Below are 15,464 nucleotides of genomic sequence, written 5' to 3'. Positions count from 1 at the left end.
CTCACGCTTGACACGGGGTCGAGTGCCTTCTTCGTCTGTGGACGTCGTTGGACCGGTCGCCGACTCTACCGGCCCCGGGGCGGGCTGCGCCCCCGCGAGGTGAGCCGCCACACGTGGCACGGCTCACCCGCGGGGTGGTGCGGTCAGTCGCGGGCGCGGTGCTCCTCGAGCAGCCGGACCAGCTCGTCGTGCGGGGTGGCGCCACCGGCGGAGCCGGGGCGCTCGCGCGCCGCGGCGATCTGGGCGATGTCCAGGGCGCTGGCGCCGTCGGCCGTGGTCGCGTCGACGTCGGCGCCGGCGGCCAGCAGCCGGGCGACGACGTCGGGTGCGTGCGGCCGGGCACCGGCGGCGACCGCGGCGTGCAGTGCGGTCCGCCCGGTGTCGGGGTCGCGGCGGTCGACCCGGGCGCCGGCACCGAGCAGCACGTCGACGACGTCGGGGTGCACACCACCGGCTGCGGCCTGCAGGGCGCCGCCGTCGGCGTCGGCGCCCCGGTCCAGGAGCAGCTGCACGGTCTCCATGCGGCCACCGAACGCCGCCCAGGTCAGCAGGTCCACCCCGCTGTGCGGGTCGGTGAGGGGGGCACCGCCGTCGAGGGCGGCGAGCAGGGTCTCCCGGTCACCGGTGAACGAGGCGGTGGCCGCGTCGACCGGGGCGCCGAGGGACTGCAGCACCGGTACGAGGTCGGGCGCGGACTCCAGGGCGACCTGCAACGGCGTGCGGCCGTGCTCGGTGCGCGCGTCGAGGTCCGCGCCGGCGGCGACCAGCACCTCGACGGTCGCCTGGGAGCCGGAGGCCACGGCCAGGTGCAGCGGGGTCCACCCGTCCTGGCCGTCCCGCTCCACCGCGATGCCGACCAGCCGGGGCTGTTCGGCGACGGCGGCCGAGACCGCGGCGGTGTCCCCGGCGTCGATCAGCCCGGCCAGGCGCTGGGCGGTCATCCGGAGGGCCCGCAGCTCCCCGGTGGAGGGCCCTGCGGGGGTGGTCGGCTGGGTCATGGGTCGTCCCCGTTCTCTCGTCGGACGGCCAGGTCGGAGCCCAGCACGGCAGCGGGTGCGACCGTATCGGAGCAGGCCGGGGGGCCGGGGACACACCGCACGGCTCGCGGCGGCGTGACCCCCGACACGCCCGGCCCGCCGGGGTCGGATAGGTTCCGCCCGTGTCTGCCTATCGGACGGTCGTCGTCGGCACGGACGGGTCGGAGTCCTCGTTGCGTGCGGTCGCGCGCGCCGGGGCGCTCGCCGGGGCCTGCGGCGCCACGCTGGTGATCGCCTGCGCCTACCTGCCCACCGAGCTCGACGACCGCGAGGTCCAGCGCACCGCCGACGTGCTCAAGGACGAGGCCTATCAGGTCATGGGGTCCTCCCCGGCCGAGGAGACCGTCCGTACCGCGCAGGAGCGGGCCACCGCGGCGGGCGCGGGCCAGGTGCGCACCGTCGCCGTCGTCGGCTCGCCGGTCGAGGCCCTGCTGGACGTCGTCCGCCGGGAGTCCGCCGACCTGCTCGTGGTCGGCAACCGGGGGCTCGCCGGGATCAAGGGCCGCCTGCTGGGCTCGGTGCCCGCCGACGCCACCCGCCGCTCGGACGTCGACGTGCTGATCGTGCACACCACGGACTGACCCGACGGACGAGAACGCACCGCCCCCGGAGGACCCGGCCGGCGCACTGGACCGGCTGCTGCTGGGCGGGCCCCGGCGGTGGACCCGGCTGCAGGTCGCCGAGCAGGCCGGCGTCCCCCCGGAGCGCACCCAGCGGCTGTGGCGGGCGCTGGGCTTCGCCGACGTCGGGGACGACGAACCGGCGTTCACCGACTCCGACGTCGCCGCCCTCGGCTCGCTGTCGGCGCTGATCGACTCGGGGTTCGTCGACCTGGAGAGCGAGGCCTCGATCGCCCGGGCCATGGGCCAGTCGCTGTCCCGGCTGGCCGACTGGCAGACCGACATGTTGGCCGCGCTGCTCACCGAGCGGTCCGAGGGGTCGGGCCCCTCGCTGGACACGGTCCGCTCGGCCGAGGTGCTGCTGCCGCTGCTGCGTGACGTGCAGGACCACGTGTGGCGCCGCCACCTGGCGGCCAACGCCGACCGGTTGTCGGCGGTCGGGTCCGGTGCCGCCGTGGACCGCCGGGAGCTCGCGGTGGGGTTCGCCGACCTGGTGGGCTACACCTCGCGCAGCCGCGGCATGGGCGGCCGCGAGCTGGGCGCGATGGTCGAGGACTTCGAGGGCCTGACCGCCGACCTGGTCGCCCGGCACCACGGGCGGGTGGTGAAGACCGTCGGCGACGGGGTGCTGTTCACCTGCACGTCGGCGGTGCAGGCGGTGGAGATCGGGCTGCGGCTGCCCGAGGAGTGGGCCGCCGACGACCGTCCGCCGCTGCGGGTCGGCGCCGCGTACGGCACCGTGCTCACCCGGCTCGGCGACGTCTACTCACCGGTGGTCAACCTGGCCAGCCGGCTCACCTCGCTGGGCCGGCCGGGCACCCTGCTCGTCGACCAGGAGCTGGCCCGCCGGCTGCGCGGACGGCGGGCCTACCGCGTCCGGCCGCTGCGCCGGGTGTCGGTGCGGGGCTACGACCACCTGCAGCCCTGGCTGGTGCGTCGCCGCCCGGGCGAGCCGGTGCCCGGGGAGGACGCCGGCCCGCTGGAGGACCTCCTCGACGAGATCGCCGACGACGTCCTCGGTTAGATGACCGGGTGACCGCCACCCTCCTCGCCCGCGGTCTGGCCGCCGGACACGGCGCCAAGGTGCTCTTCGCCGACCTGGACCTCGTCGTCGCCCCCGGGGACGTCGTCGGGCTGGTCGGGGTGAACGGCGCGGGCAAGTCGACCCTGCTGCGCACCCTGGCCGGTCTGCTGCCCGCCGAGGCCGGCGCGGTCTCGGTGTCCCCGCCCTCGGCCACGGTCGGGTACCTGCCCCAGGAGCACGAGCGTCGGGACGACGAGACCGTGCTCGAGGCCCTCGCCCGACGCACCGGGGTGGCCCGTGCCCAGGCGGTGATGGACGACGCGCTGACGGCGCTGACCGAGGGCGCCGCCGGGGCCGACGACGCCTACGCCGACGCGCTGGAGCGCTGGCTCTCCCTGGGTGGGGCCGACCTGGAGGACCGCGCGGAGGAGGTGGTGGCCACCGTCGCGCCGGGGGTCGCGTTGGACGCGCCCACGGCGGGTCTGTCCGGCGGGCAGGCCGCCCGGGTGGGGTTGGCCTCGTTGCTGCTCAGCCGCTACGACGTGCTGCTGCTCGACGAGCCGACCAACGACCTGGACCTGGCCGGGCTGACCCAGCTGGAGGACTTCGTCACCGGGCTGCGCACCGGGGTGGTCGTGGTCAGCCACGACCGGGAGTTCCTGTCCCGCACGGTGACCCGGGTGGTGGAGCTGGACCTGCCCCAGCAGCTCGTGCGGGTGCACGACGGCGGCTACGAGGCCTACCTGGCCGAGCGGGAGGTGGCCCGCCGGCACGCCCGCGAGGAGTACGACGAGTACGCCGACACCAAGGCCGGGCTCGAGGCGCGCGGGCGGATGCAGCGCAACTGGATGGCCAAGGGCGTCCGGGACTCGATCAAGAAGAGCAAGGACGGCGACAAGCACGTCAAGGCCGCTCAGCGGGCGTCCTCGGAGAAGCAGGCGGCCAAGGCCAAGCAGACCGACCGGCGGATCGAGCGGCTGGAGGTGGTCGAGGAACCGCGCAAGGAGTGGGAGCTGCGGATGGAGATCGCCGCCGCGCCCCGCGCCGGTGCCGTGGTGGCCACGCTGCGCGGCGCCGTCGTCCGGCGGGGCGACTTCACCCTGGGCCCGGTGGACCTGCAGGTCGACTGGGGCGACCGGGTGGCGATCACCGGGGCCAACGGGTCGGGCAAGTCCACCCTGCTGGCCGCGCTGCTGGGCCGGGTGGATCTCGACGAGGGCGCGGGGTCGCTCGGCTCGGGCGTGCGGCTGGGCGAGGTGGACCAGGTGCGCGGGGCGTTCCTGGGGGAGGAGACGCTCGCCGCGGCCTTCGGTGCCGAGGTGCCCGACCTGCCCGACGCCGAGGTGCGCACCCTGCTGGCCAAGTTCGGCCTGCGCGCGGACCACGTGCTGCGGGCGGCGGGCACGCTGTCGCCGGGGGAGCGGACCCGGGCCGCACTGGCGCTGTTGCAGGCCCGGGGGGTGAACGTGCTGGTGCTCGACGAGCCGACCAACCACCTCGACCTGCCGGCGATCGAGCAGCTGGAGCAGGCGCTGGCCGACTACACCGGCACCCTGCTGCTGGTCACCCACGACCGCCGGATGCTCGAGGCCGTGGCCACCACCCGGCGGCTGACGGTCAGCGCGGGACGGGTGTCCGAGGACTGACGGCCGGCGCGTGGGTGCGCGGCCGGCGGGGGTGGCTCAGCGGCCGGGGCGGGTCGGTCTCGAGCACCGCGGCGATGGCGTACTCGGCCAGTGCGGCCACCTCGGTGGCCGTTCCGCGGCGCGGGTCGATCGGGGCCAGCTGGTGCACCTCGACGACGAGGTCGACCGCGCCCAGCACCCGGGCGGCGCTGCGCCACCAGGACTCCCCGGGGAGCTGCGCGGTGGCGGTGGTGGGTCGGCCGGCGACCCGGGCCCGGACGGCGACCGGACACACCGGCACCCCGGCGTCCAGTGCAGGCTGCAGGGACGCCGGCCGGAAGCGCCCGAGCTCGGTGCCGCAGCTGGCGGACTCCTCGGGCCGGACGAGCACGCCGCGGCCCTCCCGGAGCTGGGCGGTGACGTCCTCGCCGCGGACGGTGGCCAACCCCGGCCAGACCGCGGCGTCCTCGTCGGGCAGCGCGGTGACCGCGGTGCGCAGCGCCAGGTCGTCCACCCAGGACACCCGGTTGGCGACCACCAGGCGCGGGCCGGCGGGCCAGGCGACGGGCGGGGGGAGCACCTGCACCCGGACGCCGGCGGCGGTGAGCAGCCGGGCGGCGGTGCAGGTCCCGTGGCGTCGTCCGTCCCCGGCCGGGGGGCGGGCGGTGGCCCGGGCCAGCGCCGCGGACAGTCGCAGGGACCGCTGTCGGCGCAACGCGGCCGGGGCGGTGGGGTGGACGTCGGCGGTGCAGGCGGTCGAGCAGGGACCGGTGCTCATGCCGACCACCGTGGACCCCGGGGGTGACCGGGAGGTGACGTGCCGGCCGCGACCCGACGACGATCAGACGGGGTCTGGGCGCCGGGTCGCGAGGGCGGTGACCGCTGCGAGTGCCGCCAGCACGAGCAGCAGCACCGGGTAGGGCGCCACCGCCGAGAGCGCGGCGAGCAGCACCGGGGCGGCGAACCCCAGGTAGGTGAGCGCGTAGAAGACCGCGGTCAGGCCGGCCAGCTCGTGCGGCGGCGCCAGCCGCTGGGTCTCCACCAGACCGGCGACCAGGCAGAGCCCGTAGCCCGCGCCCAGCACCACGGCGGCGGCCAGCACCGCCCACGGGGAGGTCGTCGCGGCGGCCAGCGCGGCCAGCAGCAGACCGGCGGTGACCGCGAGGGCGCCGACCCCAGCACCCCGGCGGGTGTCGGTGGCCGCCAGCCGACGGCCCAGGGGCTGCACGGCGAAGCCGGTGCCCAGCGTGACCCCGGCGACCAGGGCGTTGAAGGCGACCTCGTAGCCGGTGACCGAGGAGGCGACCAGGCCGGGCAGCACCGCGATCGACACGGTGGCGCCGCCGAACACCCACGGCGCGACCGGGGCGACCAGTCGCCGGAACCGGGGGAGCCGCACCGACGTCACGCGCATCCGGCGCAGCACCGACCCGCCCTCGTGGCCGGCGTCCACCGTCTCGGGCGTGCGCCACAGCGGCACCAGCACCGCGGCCATCACCAGCAGGTGCGGCACGTAGCAGAGCACCAGGGGGGCCGGGGCCCACTGCGCGACCAGGCCGGCGACGACCGGGCCCAGGCCGAAGCCCGCGGTGAGCGCCATCGCGGCCCGGCGGGCGCCGGTGCCGTCGGGGGAGGTGGTGTCGTAGGGCGGGCTGGACAGCTCCTTCACCCACGCCGACCCGGCGGCGAAGGCCGCACCGCTGGCCAGCCCGGCGAGGAACCGACCGGCGAACAGCGCCGGGAGCCCGCCGAGCATGAGCACCACGGTGGCCAGCAGGCTGACCACGGCGGCGACCTTGAGCACGGGGGACCGGCCGTAGCGGTCCGACACCGGGCCGAGCACCAGCAGCGCCGGGACCAGCCCGACGGCGTACACCCCGACCAGCCCGTCGACGGTGACGACGCCGAAGCCCGCGCTCTGCCGGTAGGCCACCAGCAGGCTGACGAACTGGTTGGCACCCCAGCCGATCCCGAACATGGTGACCGCGACGGGCACCCACGACCGGGGGCCGGTCACGCCTCGACCAGCTGCTTCAGCCGGGCCAGGCTGGTGGCCAGGTTCTCCCGCTGGAAGGCCGCGAAGCTGCTGCGGGTCAGCACCCGGTCGACGACCGCGGCCACCGGGTCCGGCCAGCGTCGCTCGTCGGTCCAGGTCTGGGTGACCCGGGTGCCGCCGTCGGAGGTGGCCTCCAGCCGGTGCTCCCAGCGGGCGATCCGGGCCCGCACCCGCGGCGTGCGCAGCCCGATCGCCCGCACCCGGAAGGCGAACCGCTCGCCGGGGTCGGCGGCGGTGACCACGCACTCGGTGGTCCAGCGGGCGCCGTGCCGCTCGTTGCGGCCGGTGAACACCGCCCCGACGGCCAGCGGACCGGCGCCGGGCGTGCGGGCACCCCGGTTCTCCGGGCTCCACTCCGCGGTGCGGGTGGGGTCGGCGACCAGGGCGTAGACGGTGGCCGGCTGGGCGGACACCAGCACGGTGTCCGAGACCGTCATCGGGCGCGGCACGGCTTCCTCCTGGGCAGACCCCCGACGCACGTCGGGCCGGGTCCTGGTGGACCCGGCCCGGTGCGTGTGGTGGTGCCCCCGGCAGGATTCGAACCTGCGCCCCTGCCTCCGGAGGGCAGTGCTCTATCCCCTGAGCTACGGGGGCTCGTGTGGTTGGGGAAGCGGTGCAGACGTTAGCAGCCGGGGACCGGTGTCCCGACCGGGGGGCTCAGGGTGCGGGCAGGGGCGAGGCGCCCCGCGCGGCCAGCATCTGGGCCATCGTCGTGGACTCCGCCGCCTGGGTCTCCGCGATCGACCGGGCCAGGCCGCGGACGACGCCGACGGAGGCGCGGTCGGCCCCCTCGGTCGCCATCTCGAGCCCGCCCTGGTGGTGCCGGATCATCAGCTGCAGGAACCGGACGTCGAAGGCGGTGCCGCTCAGCGACCGCAGTTCGGCGAGCTCGTCCTCGGTGGCCATGCCGGGCATCAGGTCGCCCTCGGCCATCGCGTGGTCGTGCGCACCCTCGCCCATCCAGGTCATCGTGTCCCGGTTGGTGATCGGGGCTCCCCACAGCGACAGCCAGCCCTGCATGCGGCCGGCCTGGTTGGTCTGGGTGGCCGAGATGTCGAAGGCCAGCTGACGGACCTCGGGGTCGGTGCTGCGGTCGGGGGCCAGGTTGGCCATCTCCACGGCCTGCAGGTGGTGGCGGGACATGTCCTGGGCGAACCCGACGTCGACCGAGCCGACCGTGGGGTCGTCGGTGCGCCCGATGCCCAGGGCCACCGCCAGCCCCACGCCGGCCAGCAGCGCCGCCACGGCGATCACCGCGACGAGCAACCCGCTGACCCACCGGACCGGCCCACGGGCGGGGGCGCCGTCGGTGTCGGGGGTGGTCTCCGGGTCGCTCGTCACGGTGCTCACGGAGCGGTCGTCGTCTCGCTGTCGGTGGGCACCTCGGCGGCACCGGACCGGCTGCTGTCCCCGACGACCAGGGGGGTCTCGGCGAACAGCGGGTTCTCGCAGCTGGCGCCCGGCTCGGGGTACAGCGGCTCGCCGTCCTCGTCCTGGCCGAACACGAAGAAGTCGACGAACTGCTCGACCCGGGGGTCGGTGGCGGAGTCCACGGCCAGCTGGTGGTTCCAGGACTGCAGGCTGATCGGGGAGGTCAGCCCGGCGTAGGGGCTCAGCATCATCCCCGAGTTGCCCTCGACCAGGTCGGTCAGCGTGGACAGGTCGTCGTCGCTGATCGTGTCCGGGTCGTAGGTGATCCACACGGCGCCGTGCTCGAGGCCGTGCACGGCGTTCTCGTGCCGGATGTCGACGTCGTAGACCGTGCCGGTGCAGTCGGCCCACTCGCCGTCGTGCGGCCCACCGACCGGCGGGGACTGCTCGTAGTCCACCGGGGTGGACACGTGCTGCTGGCCGGCGGCGTAGTCGAAGGTCTGCACACCCTGGATCTGGTCGGCCGCGGTGACCTGGTCGGCGTTGGCCCGGTTCACCGCGTAGACGGCGTAGCCGATCACCGCACCGGCGAAGACGACGACGGCGACCGCGGCGGCGATGAGGCCCCACGGCCTGGGCTTCGCGACGGCGGCCTGGGTGGCCGGCCGGGTGCGGCCCTTGCCGGTGCGGCTGGCCGACGCGCCCTTGCCGCCGCCCTTGCCGGCCGAGCCGCCCAGGCCCTTGCCGGCCGGGGTGGCCGCACGGCCACCGGCGCCCTTGCCGGGCGTCCGGTTCGCCGGGCGGGCCCCGGGCTTCGCGTTCTCGGGCTTCGGGTCCTCGGGCAAGGCCACTCCAGTTCCGGCTCGTCTGACTCGGGTGGTGCGCCCGCGCGGGGTGCACCCGGGGCGTTCGCGCGGTCGCGCACGCTCCCCAGGCGTCTCGGCGGGCGAGTGTAGGTGGCGGAGCTGTGCTCTCCGGGTGCTGTGACACCGCCCACGGGGGCCTGTGTGCCTCAACGGCGCGGGGAATGCGGTCGTTCCCCTCTTCTAGGATCACCGGGTGACACCCGAGCAGCTCAGCGCCCTCGTCCGCTCCGTCGTGGCCGGGGCCGTGGAGCGCGGCGCCCTGGCCGTGCCCGTCCCGGACGACGTCGTGGTGGAGCGCCCACGCAACCCCGAGCACGGCGACTACGCGACCACGGTGGCCCTCAAGCTGGCCAAGGCCGCCGGTCGTCCGCCGCGGGAGGTCGCCGAGCTGCTGGCCGCGGACCTGCGGGAGCAGCCGGGCGTGGCGCGGGTCGACGTGGCCGGCCCCGGGTTCCTCAACATCACCTTCACCCAGGGTGCGCTCGGGCAGATCGCGGTCGACGCCGTCGCCGCCGGTGCGGCCTACGGGCGCACCGACGCCTTCGCCGGGCTCAAGGTGAACCTGGAGTTCGTCTCGGCCAACCCGACGGGCCCGGTGCACATCGGCGGCACCCGGTGGGCCGCGGTCGGCGATGCGCTGGGTCGGCTGCTCACCGCCACCGGTGCCGACGTCAGCCGCGAGTACTACTTCAACGACGCCGGTTCCCAGATCGACCGGTTCGCCCGCAGCCTGATGGCCGCAGCGCACGGGCAGCCCGCCCCCGAGGACGGGTACGCCGGCAGCTACATCGGCGAGATCGCCGCGGCCGTGGTCGCGGCCGAGCCCGGGGTGGCCGAGCTCCCCGAGGCCGAGCAGCAGGAGCGCTTCCGGGTGCGCGGGGTCGAGCTGATGTTCGCCGAGATCAAGAGCTCGCTGGCCGACTTCGGCGTCGTCTTCGACACCTACTTCTCCGAGGCCACGCTGCACGAGAGCGGGGCGCTGCAGCGGGCGATCGACACCCTGCGTGCCCGCGGCCACGTCTACGAGGCCGACGGCGCCACCTGGCTCCGGACAACCGACTTCGGGGACGACAAGGACCGGCCGCTGGTCAAGAGCGACGGCGACTACACCTACTTCGCCGCCGACTGCGCCTACTACCAGGACAAGCGGGACCGGGGCTTCGACAAGGTCGTGATCATGCTCGGCGCCGACCACGCCGGGTACGTCGGCCGCTACAAGGCGCTGGTGTCCGCGCTGGGCGACGACCCGGCGCAGAACCTGGAGATCCTGCTGGGTCAGCTGGTGAACCTGGTCCGCGACGGCCAGCCGCTGAAGATGAGCAAGCGGGCCGGCACCGTGATCAACCTGGCCGACCTCACCGAGGCCGTCGGCGCCGACGCCGCCCGCTACGCGCTGGCCCGGGCCTCGGTCGACCAGCAGATCGACCTCGACCTGGACCTCTGGAGCCGGCAGTCCAGCGACAACCCGGTCTTCTACGTCCAGTACGCACACGCCCGGATCTCCTCGCTGCTGCGGGGTGCTGCCGACCTGGGCATCGCCCTGGGCACCGCGGACGACGTCGACGCCACCGCGCTGGCCCACCCCCGGGAGACCGACCTGCTGCGCGCGATCGCCGAGTTCCCCCGGGTGGTCACCGCCGCGGCCGAGCTGCGCGCCCCGCACCGGGTGGCCCGCTACCTGGAGGAGCTGGCCGGCACCTACCACCGGTTCTACGACTCGTGCCGGGTGCTCCCGCGCGGGGACGAGGAGTCCACCCCGACCACCGTCGCCCGCCTGTGGCTGTGCGCGGCGACCGCCACGGTGCTGCGCAACGGCCTGACCGTGCTCGGCGTGCACGCCCCGGAGCGGATGTGAGGGCGCACCCGGCAGGTCCGCTGCACGGCAACCTCACCCCGCCCTCGGCCGCCGGCGCACCGCCGGCCTCCCTCGGCGAGCTCGACGCGCAGGTCTGGCCGCGCGGGGCGACCCGGGTCGAGGGCGAGCTGCACCTGGCCGGCCGGTCGGTCACCGACCTGGCCCGGGAGCACGGCACCCCGCTGTTCGTCCTGGACGAGGCCGACTTCCGCGGCCGGGCCGCGGACTTCGCCGCCGCGTTCGAGGGCGCCGACGTGCACTACGCGTCCAAGGCGTTCCTCTGCGGGCAGGTGGCCCGGTGGGTCGCCGAGGACGGCCTGCACCTGGACGCCTGCAGCGGCAACGAGCTGTCGATCGCGCTGGCCGCGGGCTTCCCCGCGGGCCGGATCGCGCTGCACGGCAACAACAAGTCGGTGCTGGAGCTGGCGCTGGCCGTGGATGCTGGCATCGGCCACGTGGTGCTGGACTCCTTCGACGAGATCGACCGCCTGGTGCCGCTGGCCGCCGCCCGGGTCGCCGCCGGCGGCGCCCCGGTGCCGGTGCTCATCCGCTCGACGGTGGGCATCGAGGCGCACACCCACGAGTTCATCGCCACCGCCCACGAGGACCAGAAGTTCGGCTTCTCGCTGGCCACCGGCGACGCCCTCGCCGCCGCCGTGCGGGTGGTGGGGGAGCCCGCGCTCCAGCTGGCCGGGCTGCACAGCCACATCGGCTCGCAGATCTTCGACACCGCCGGCTTCGAGGCGGCCGCGCACCGGGTGGTCGGCCTGATGGGCGCCGTCCGCGACGCCACCGGGCTGGTGCTGCCCGAGCTCAACCTCGGTGGCGGGTTCGGCATCGCCTACCTGCCCGACGACGACCCGGTCGCCGCCGAGGACGTCGCGGTCAAGCTCCGCTCGATCGTCGCCGCGGAGTGCGCCGAGCTCGGCCTCGCCGTCCCGCGGCTGGCCGTCGAGCCCGGCCGCGCCATCGCCGGACCCGGCACGGTGACCCTCTACGAGATCGGCACCATCAAGCCGGTCCGGCTCGGTGCCTCGGGGTCCCCGGGGACGCCGATGGTGCGCAACTACGTCTCGGTGGACGGCGGGATGAGCGACAACATCCGCACCGCCCTGTACGACGCCAACTACACCTGCGTGCTGGCCAACCGCGTCTCGACCGCCCCGCCGGCGCTGTGCCGCGTCGTCGGCAAGCACTGCGAGAGCGGGGACGTGCTGGTCAGGGACCTGTGGCTGCCCTCGGACGTGGTCGCCGGTGACCTGCTCGCCGTCGCCGCCACCGGGGCCTACTGCTGGTCGATGGCCTCGAACTACAACTACCTGCTCAAGCCGCCGGTGGTCGCCGTGCGGGACGGGGTGTCGGCCGAGATCGTCCGACGGCAGACACTGTCGGACGTGTTCGCCCTCGACGCCGTCCTCGCCGACGTCCCCGCCCCTGCTGTCGCACCCTCGCAGCCCGCCGTCGGGAGCCCCTCGTGACCGCACCCTCGCCAGCCCCGAACGGCGCCCCGCTGCGGGTCGCCCTGCTCGGCTGCGGCACGGTCGGGTCCGCCGTGCTGCGGCTGCTCGCCGACCAGGCCGACGACATCACCGCCCGGGTGGGCCGGCCGGTGCAGGTGGCCGGGGTCGCCGTCCGCCGGCCCGACCGGCACCCCGAGGTGCCCGCCGGGCTGCTGACCACCGACGCGCACGCGCTGGTCACCTCACCCGACGTCGACCTCGTGGTCGAGGTGATCGGCGGGATCGAGCCGGCCCGCTCGCTCATGCTGGCCGCGTTCGACGCCGGCAAGTCGGTGGTGAGCGCGAACAAGGCGCTGCTGGCCGACGACGGCGTCGCGCTGCACGCCGCGGCCGCCGAGGCCGGGGTGGACCTCTACTACGAGGCCGCCGTCGCCGGGGCCATCCCGCTGCTGCGCCCGCTGCGCGAGTCCCTCGCCGGGGACCAGCTGACCCGGGTGGTCGGCATCGTCAACGGGACGACGAACTACATCCTGTCCCGGATGGCCGAGACCGGTGCCGGGTTCGCCGAGGCGCTGGCCGAGGCCACCGAGCTGGGTTACGCCGAGGCCGACCCGACCGCCGACGTGGACGGCTTCGACGCCGCCGCGAAGGCGGCGATCCTGGCGTCGCTGGCCTTCCACTCGCCGGTCACCGCCGCCGACGTCTACCGCGAGGGCATCTCCGCGGTGTCCTCCACCGACGTCGCCCGGGCCACCGAGATCGGCTGCACGGTGAAGCTGCTGGCGATCTGCGAGAAGGTCTCCGGCGCCGACGGCGACGCGATCGCGGTCCGCGTGCACCCGGCGATGATCCCCACCTCGCACCCGCTGGCCTCGGTCGGCGGTGCGTTCAACGCGGTCTTCGTCGAGGCCGAGGCCGCCGGACAGCTGATGTTCTACGGCCAGGGCGCCGGGGGAGAGCCCACGGCGTCGGCCGTGCTCGGTGACCTGGTCGCGGTGGCCCGCAACCGGGTCGCCGGCGTCGCCGGGCCGGGCACCACCGCCTACGCGGGCCTGCCGGTCGCGCCGATGGCCGACACCCCCACCCGGTACCACGTCAGCCTCGACGTGGCCGACAAGCCGGGTGTGCTGGCCACCGTCGCGCAGGAGTTCGCCGCGCAGGGCGTGAGCATCTCCACCGTCCGCCAGGACGGCGCCGGCGAGGCCGCCACCCTGGTGATCGTCACCCACCGCGCCCCGGACGCGGCGCTGTCTGCCACCATCTCCCGGCTGCGCGAGATGCCGGCCGTCCGGGCCGTGACCAGCGTGCTGCGCGTGGAGGGACTGTCATGACCGCGTCACCGTTCTGGCCCGGGCTCATCGAGGCCTACCGGGACCGCCTGCCGGTCACCGCCAGCACCCCGGTGGTGACGCTGCAGGAGGGCGCCACCCCGCTGGTGCCGGCCCCCGAGCTGTCCCGCCGCACCGGGTGCGACGTCTACCTCAAGGTCGAGGGCGCGAACCCCACCGGTTCGTTCAAGGACCGCGGCATGACGATGGCCATCACCAAGGCCGTCGAGGAGGGCGCGCAGGCCGTCATCTGCGCCTCCACCGGCAACACCTCGGCCAGTGCCGCGGCCTACGCCGCCCGCGCCGGTCTGGTCTGCGCCGTCCTCGTGCCGCAGGGGAAGATCGCCACCGGCAAGCTGGCCCAGGCCCTGGTGCACGGGGCCAAGCTGCTGCAGGTCACCGGCAACTTCGACGACTGCCTGGCGCTGGCCTCCAAGCTCGCGATCGACTACCCGGTCAGCCTGGTCAACAGCGTCAACCAGTACCGGATCGAGGGGCAGAAGACCGCCTCGTTCGAGATCGTCGACGTGCTCGGCGACGCCCCGGACATCCACTGCCTGCCCGTCGGCAACGCCGGCAACATCACCGCCTACTGGCAGGGCTACCGGGAGTACTGCGACGACGGCCCGGCCACGAAGCGGCCCCGGATGTGGGGCTTCCAGGCCGCCGGTTCCGCCCCCATCGTCAACGGCGCGGTCGTGGAGAACCCGAGCACGATCGCCACCGCGATCCGGATCGGCAACCCGGCCTCCTGGGCCAAGGCGCTCACCGCGCGTGACGACTCCGGCGGCCGCATCGACGCCGTCACCGACCGGGCGATCCTGGCCGCCTACCGGCTGCTGGCCCGCACCGAGGCCGTCTTCGTGGAGCCCGCCTCGGCCGCCTCGGTCGCCGGGCTGCTGCAGGTGGCGGCTGCCGGTGAGCTCGAGCCCGGCCAGCGGGTCGTCTGCACGGTGACCGGCAACGGGCTCAAGGACCCGGAGTGGGCCATCTCCGGGGCCCCGGCCCCGGTGACGATCCCGGTCGACGCGCAGGCCGCGGCCGCACAGCTGGGCCTGTGAGCGCCGCCGTGAACGGTGGGACGGTCCGCATCCGGGTCCCGGCCACCAGCGCCAACCTCGGTCCGGCCTTCGACAGCGCCGGCCTCGCCCTGGCCCTCTTCGACGAGCTGGAGGTCTCCGTCGCCGACGGCCTCGAGGTCGTCGTCGAGGGCGTCGGTGCCGGCGAGCTGCCCACCGACGAGTCCCACCTGGTCGTGCGGGCCTTCCGCGCGGCGTGCGTCGACCTGGGCTGGCTCCCGACCGGCTTGCGCCTGCACGCCCGCAACGGCATCCCGCAGGGCCGGGGGCTCGGCTCCTCCGCGGCTGCCGTCGTCGCCGGCATCCTGGCGGCCTGGGCGTTGTGCCCGGCCGTCACCGGCGTCGACGACGACCGCGTGCTCGCGCTCGCCGACGCGATCGAGGGCCACCCCGACAACGTGGCCGCCTGCCTGCTCGGGGGGCTGACGCTGTCCTGGTCCGGTGACGAGGGCCCGCGGGCGGTGTCGCTCCCGGTCCACGCCCAGGTCACCCCGCTGGTGTGCGTGCCGACGAGGACGCTGTCCACCCACGTGGCCCGCGGTCTGCTGCCGTCGGTGGTCCCGCACGAGGACGCCGCGTACAACGCCGGGCGGGCCGCGCTGCTGGTGCACGCCCTGACGGCTGCACCGCAGTTCCTGCTGGAGGCGACCGGGGACCGCCTGCACCAGGGTCCCCGCGCCTCGGCCATGCCCGACACCGCTGCGCTGGTCGCCGACCTGCGCGACGCCGGGCACGCGGCCGTGGTCTCCGGGGCCGGGCCGAGCGTGCTCGTGCTCGATGCCGGACCGGAGGACGCCGCCCTGGTCCGCACCGTCGTGCCGGCCGGCTGGGAGGTGCTGGACCTGGCGGTCGAGGCGTCCGGAGCGCGGGTCCGGTACGAAGACCGTGCTGTACCGTCATGACCGCCTGAGGAGGCATCGGGGACAGCCGATGTCGCGAGTTGCGTCGGCCGGTGTCTAGGCTCGTCGTGCAGCCGCCCTCGGGCGAGCCTGATCGCGAGACGTCGACGACGCGCGACTGCCGTCCTTCGTCTCGCTCCCCGAAGACCTGAACCCCTCCTCGGTCCCGCCACGACCACGTCGTGGCGAACCCGAGAGGACCACCGGTCACCCCCTGCGCCAGTAGGCGCAGGTCACCGCAGGG

Annotated in this window: 14 protein-coding genes and 1 tRNA gene; 8 read left to right on the top strand and 7 right to left on the bottom strand. The window is 75.3% G+C overall.

What is annotated here, in order from left to right:
• Positions 1-143: 143 nt before the first annotated feature.
• Positions 144-998 carry an ankyrin repeat domain-containing protein gene (locus ASG36_RS15550; RefSeq protein ID WP_055765802.1) on the bottom strand — a complete coding sequence of 285 codons (855 nt, stop codon included), beginning with the start codon at positions 996-998 and terminating at the stop codon, positions 144-146.
• Positions 999-1,159: 161 nt separating this feature from the next.
• Between ASG36_RS15550 and ASG36_RS15545 the strand changes: the two genes are divergently transcribed.
• The 3 genes from ASG36_RS15545 (at position 1,160) to ASG36_RS15535 (ending at position 4,327) form a co-directional block, all read left to right on the top strand.
• Entirely contained in the window at positions 1,160-1,618 is a 459-nt protein-coding gene (locus tag ASG36_RS15545; protein ID WP_055765799.1) for a universal stress protein, read from the top strand.
• A gap of 280 nt (positions 1,619-1,898) precedes the next feature.
• On the top strand, positions 1,899-2,681 hold the full coding sequence (locus tag ASG36_RS15540; RefSeq protein ID WP_235495077.1) for an adenylate/guanylate cyclase domain-containing protein: 783 nt from the start codon (positions 1,899-1,901) through the stop codon (positions 2,679-2,681).
• 8 nt (positions 2,682-2,689) lie between these two features.
• Positions 2,690-4,327, top strand: a complete 1,638-nt coding sequence (locus ASG36_RS15535) for an ABC-F family ATP-binding cassette domain-containing protein (protein ID WP_055765793.1) — start codon at positions 2,690-2,692, stop codon at positions 4,325-4,327.
• Here the strand turns inward: ASG36_RS15535 and ASG36_RS15530 are convergent.
• From ASG36_RS15530 to ASG36_RS15505, 6 genes are all read right to left on the bottom strand, one after another.
• Positions 4,299-5,084: a hypothetical protein gene (locus ASG36_RS15530; RefSeq protein WP_157498846.1), complete on the bottom strand. Its 786-nt coding sequence runs from the start codon at positions 5,082-5,084 to the stop codon at positions 4,299-4,301. The genes ASG36_RS15535 and ASG36_RS15530 overlap by 29 nt on opposite strands.
• Positions 5,085-5,147: 63 nt before the next feature.
• Positions 5,148-6,323: an MFS transporter gene (locus ASG36_RS15525; RefSeq protein WP_200944513.1), complete on the bottom strand. Its 1,176-nt coding sequence runs from the start codon at positions 6,321-6,323 to the stop codon at positions 5,148-5,150.
• Positions 6,320-6,799: an SRPBCC family protein gene (locus tag ASG36_RS15520; RefSeq protein ID WP_235495075.1), complete on the bottom strand. Its 480-nt coding sequence runs from the start codon at positions 6,797-6,799 to the stop codon at positions 6,320-6,322. Before ASG36_RS15520 ends, ASG36_RS15525 begins: the two co-directional genes overlap by 4 nt.
• An 82-nt stretch (positions 6,800-6,881) precedes the next feature.
• Positions 6,882-6,956 (bottom strand) — tRNA-Arg (locus tag ASG36_RS15515).
• Between the two features lie 63 nt (positions 6,957-7,019).
• Positions 7,020-7,712, bottom strand: coding sequence for a DUF305 domain-containing protein (locus ASG36_RS15510; protein ID WP_235495073.1), 693 nt, complete (start codon positions 7,710-7,712; stop codon positions 7,020-7,022).
• Entirely contained in the window at positions 7,709-8,578 is an 870-nt protein-coding gene (locus ASG36_RS15505; RefSeq protein WP_082523209.1) for a DUF3105 domain-containing protein, read from the bottom strand. Before ASG36_RS15505 ends, ASG36_RS15510 begins: the two co-directional genes overlap by 4 nt.
• A 214-nt stretch (positions 8,579-8,792) precedes the next feature.
• Here ASG36_RS15505 and argS point away from each other — a divergent pair, with 214 nt between their 5' ends.
• From argS to thrB, 5 genes are read left to right on the top strand one after another with little or no spacing between them, the layout of a single operon-like run.
• Complete coding sequence (gene argS / locus ASG36_RS15500; RefSeq protein WP_055765784.1) at positions 8,793-10,454, top strand: arginine--tRNA ligase; 1,662 nt, start codon at positions 8,793-8,795, stop codon at positions 10,452-10,454.
• Positions 10,451-11,932: a diaminopimelate decarboxylase gene (gene lysA / locus ASG36_RS15495; RefSeq protein ID WP_055765782.1), complete on the top strand. Its 1,482-nt coding sequence runs from the start codon at positions 10,451-10,453 to the stop codon at positions 11,930-11,932. Before argS ends, lysA begins: the two co-directional genes overlap by 4 nt.
• The gene (locus tag ASG36_RS15490; RefSeq protein WP_055765779.1) at positions 11,929-13,245 is read left to right on the top strand and encodes a homoserine dehydrogenase; all 1,317 of its coding nucleotides are present in this window, start codon (positions 11,929-11,931) and stop codon (positions 13,243-13,245) included. The genes lysA and ASG36_RS15490 overlap by 4 nt, the downstream gene beginning before the upstream one ends.
• Positions 13,242-14,303, top strand: coding sequence for a threonine synthase (thrC, locus tag ASG36_RS15485; protein ID WP_055765776.1), 1,062 nt, complete (start codon positions 13,242-13,244; stop codon positions 14,301-14,303). Before ASG36_RS15490 ends, thrC begins: the two co-directional genes overlap by 4 nt.
• Positions 14,300-15,223, top strand: a complete 924-nt coding sequence (thrB, locus tag ASG36_RS15480; RefSeq protein WP_055765773.1) for a homoserine kinase — start codon at positions 14,300-14,302, stop codon at positions 15,221-15,223. The genes thrC and thrB overlap by 4 nt, the downstream gene beginning before the upstream one ends.
• Positions 15,224-15,464: the final 241 nt, after the last annotated feature.

The organism is Geodermatophilus sp. Leaf369 (assembly GCF_001424455.1).
In the GTDB taxonomy this organism is placed as follows: Bacteria; Actinomycetota; Actinomycetes; order Mycobacteriales; family Geodermatophilaceae; genus Klenkia.
This window is presented reverse-complemented; position numbering and strand designations above follow the sequence as displayed.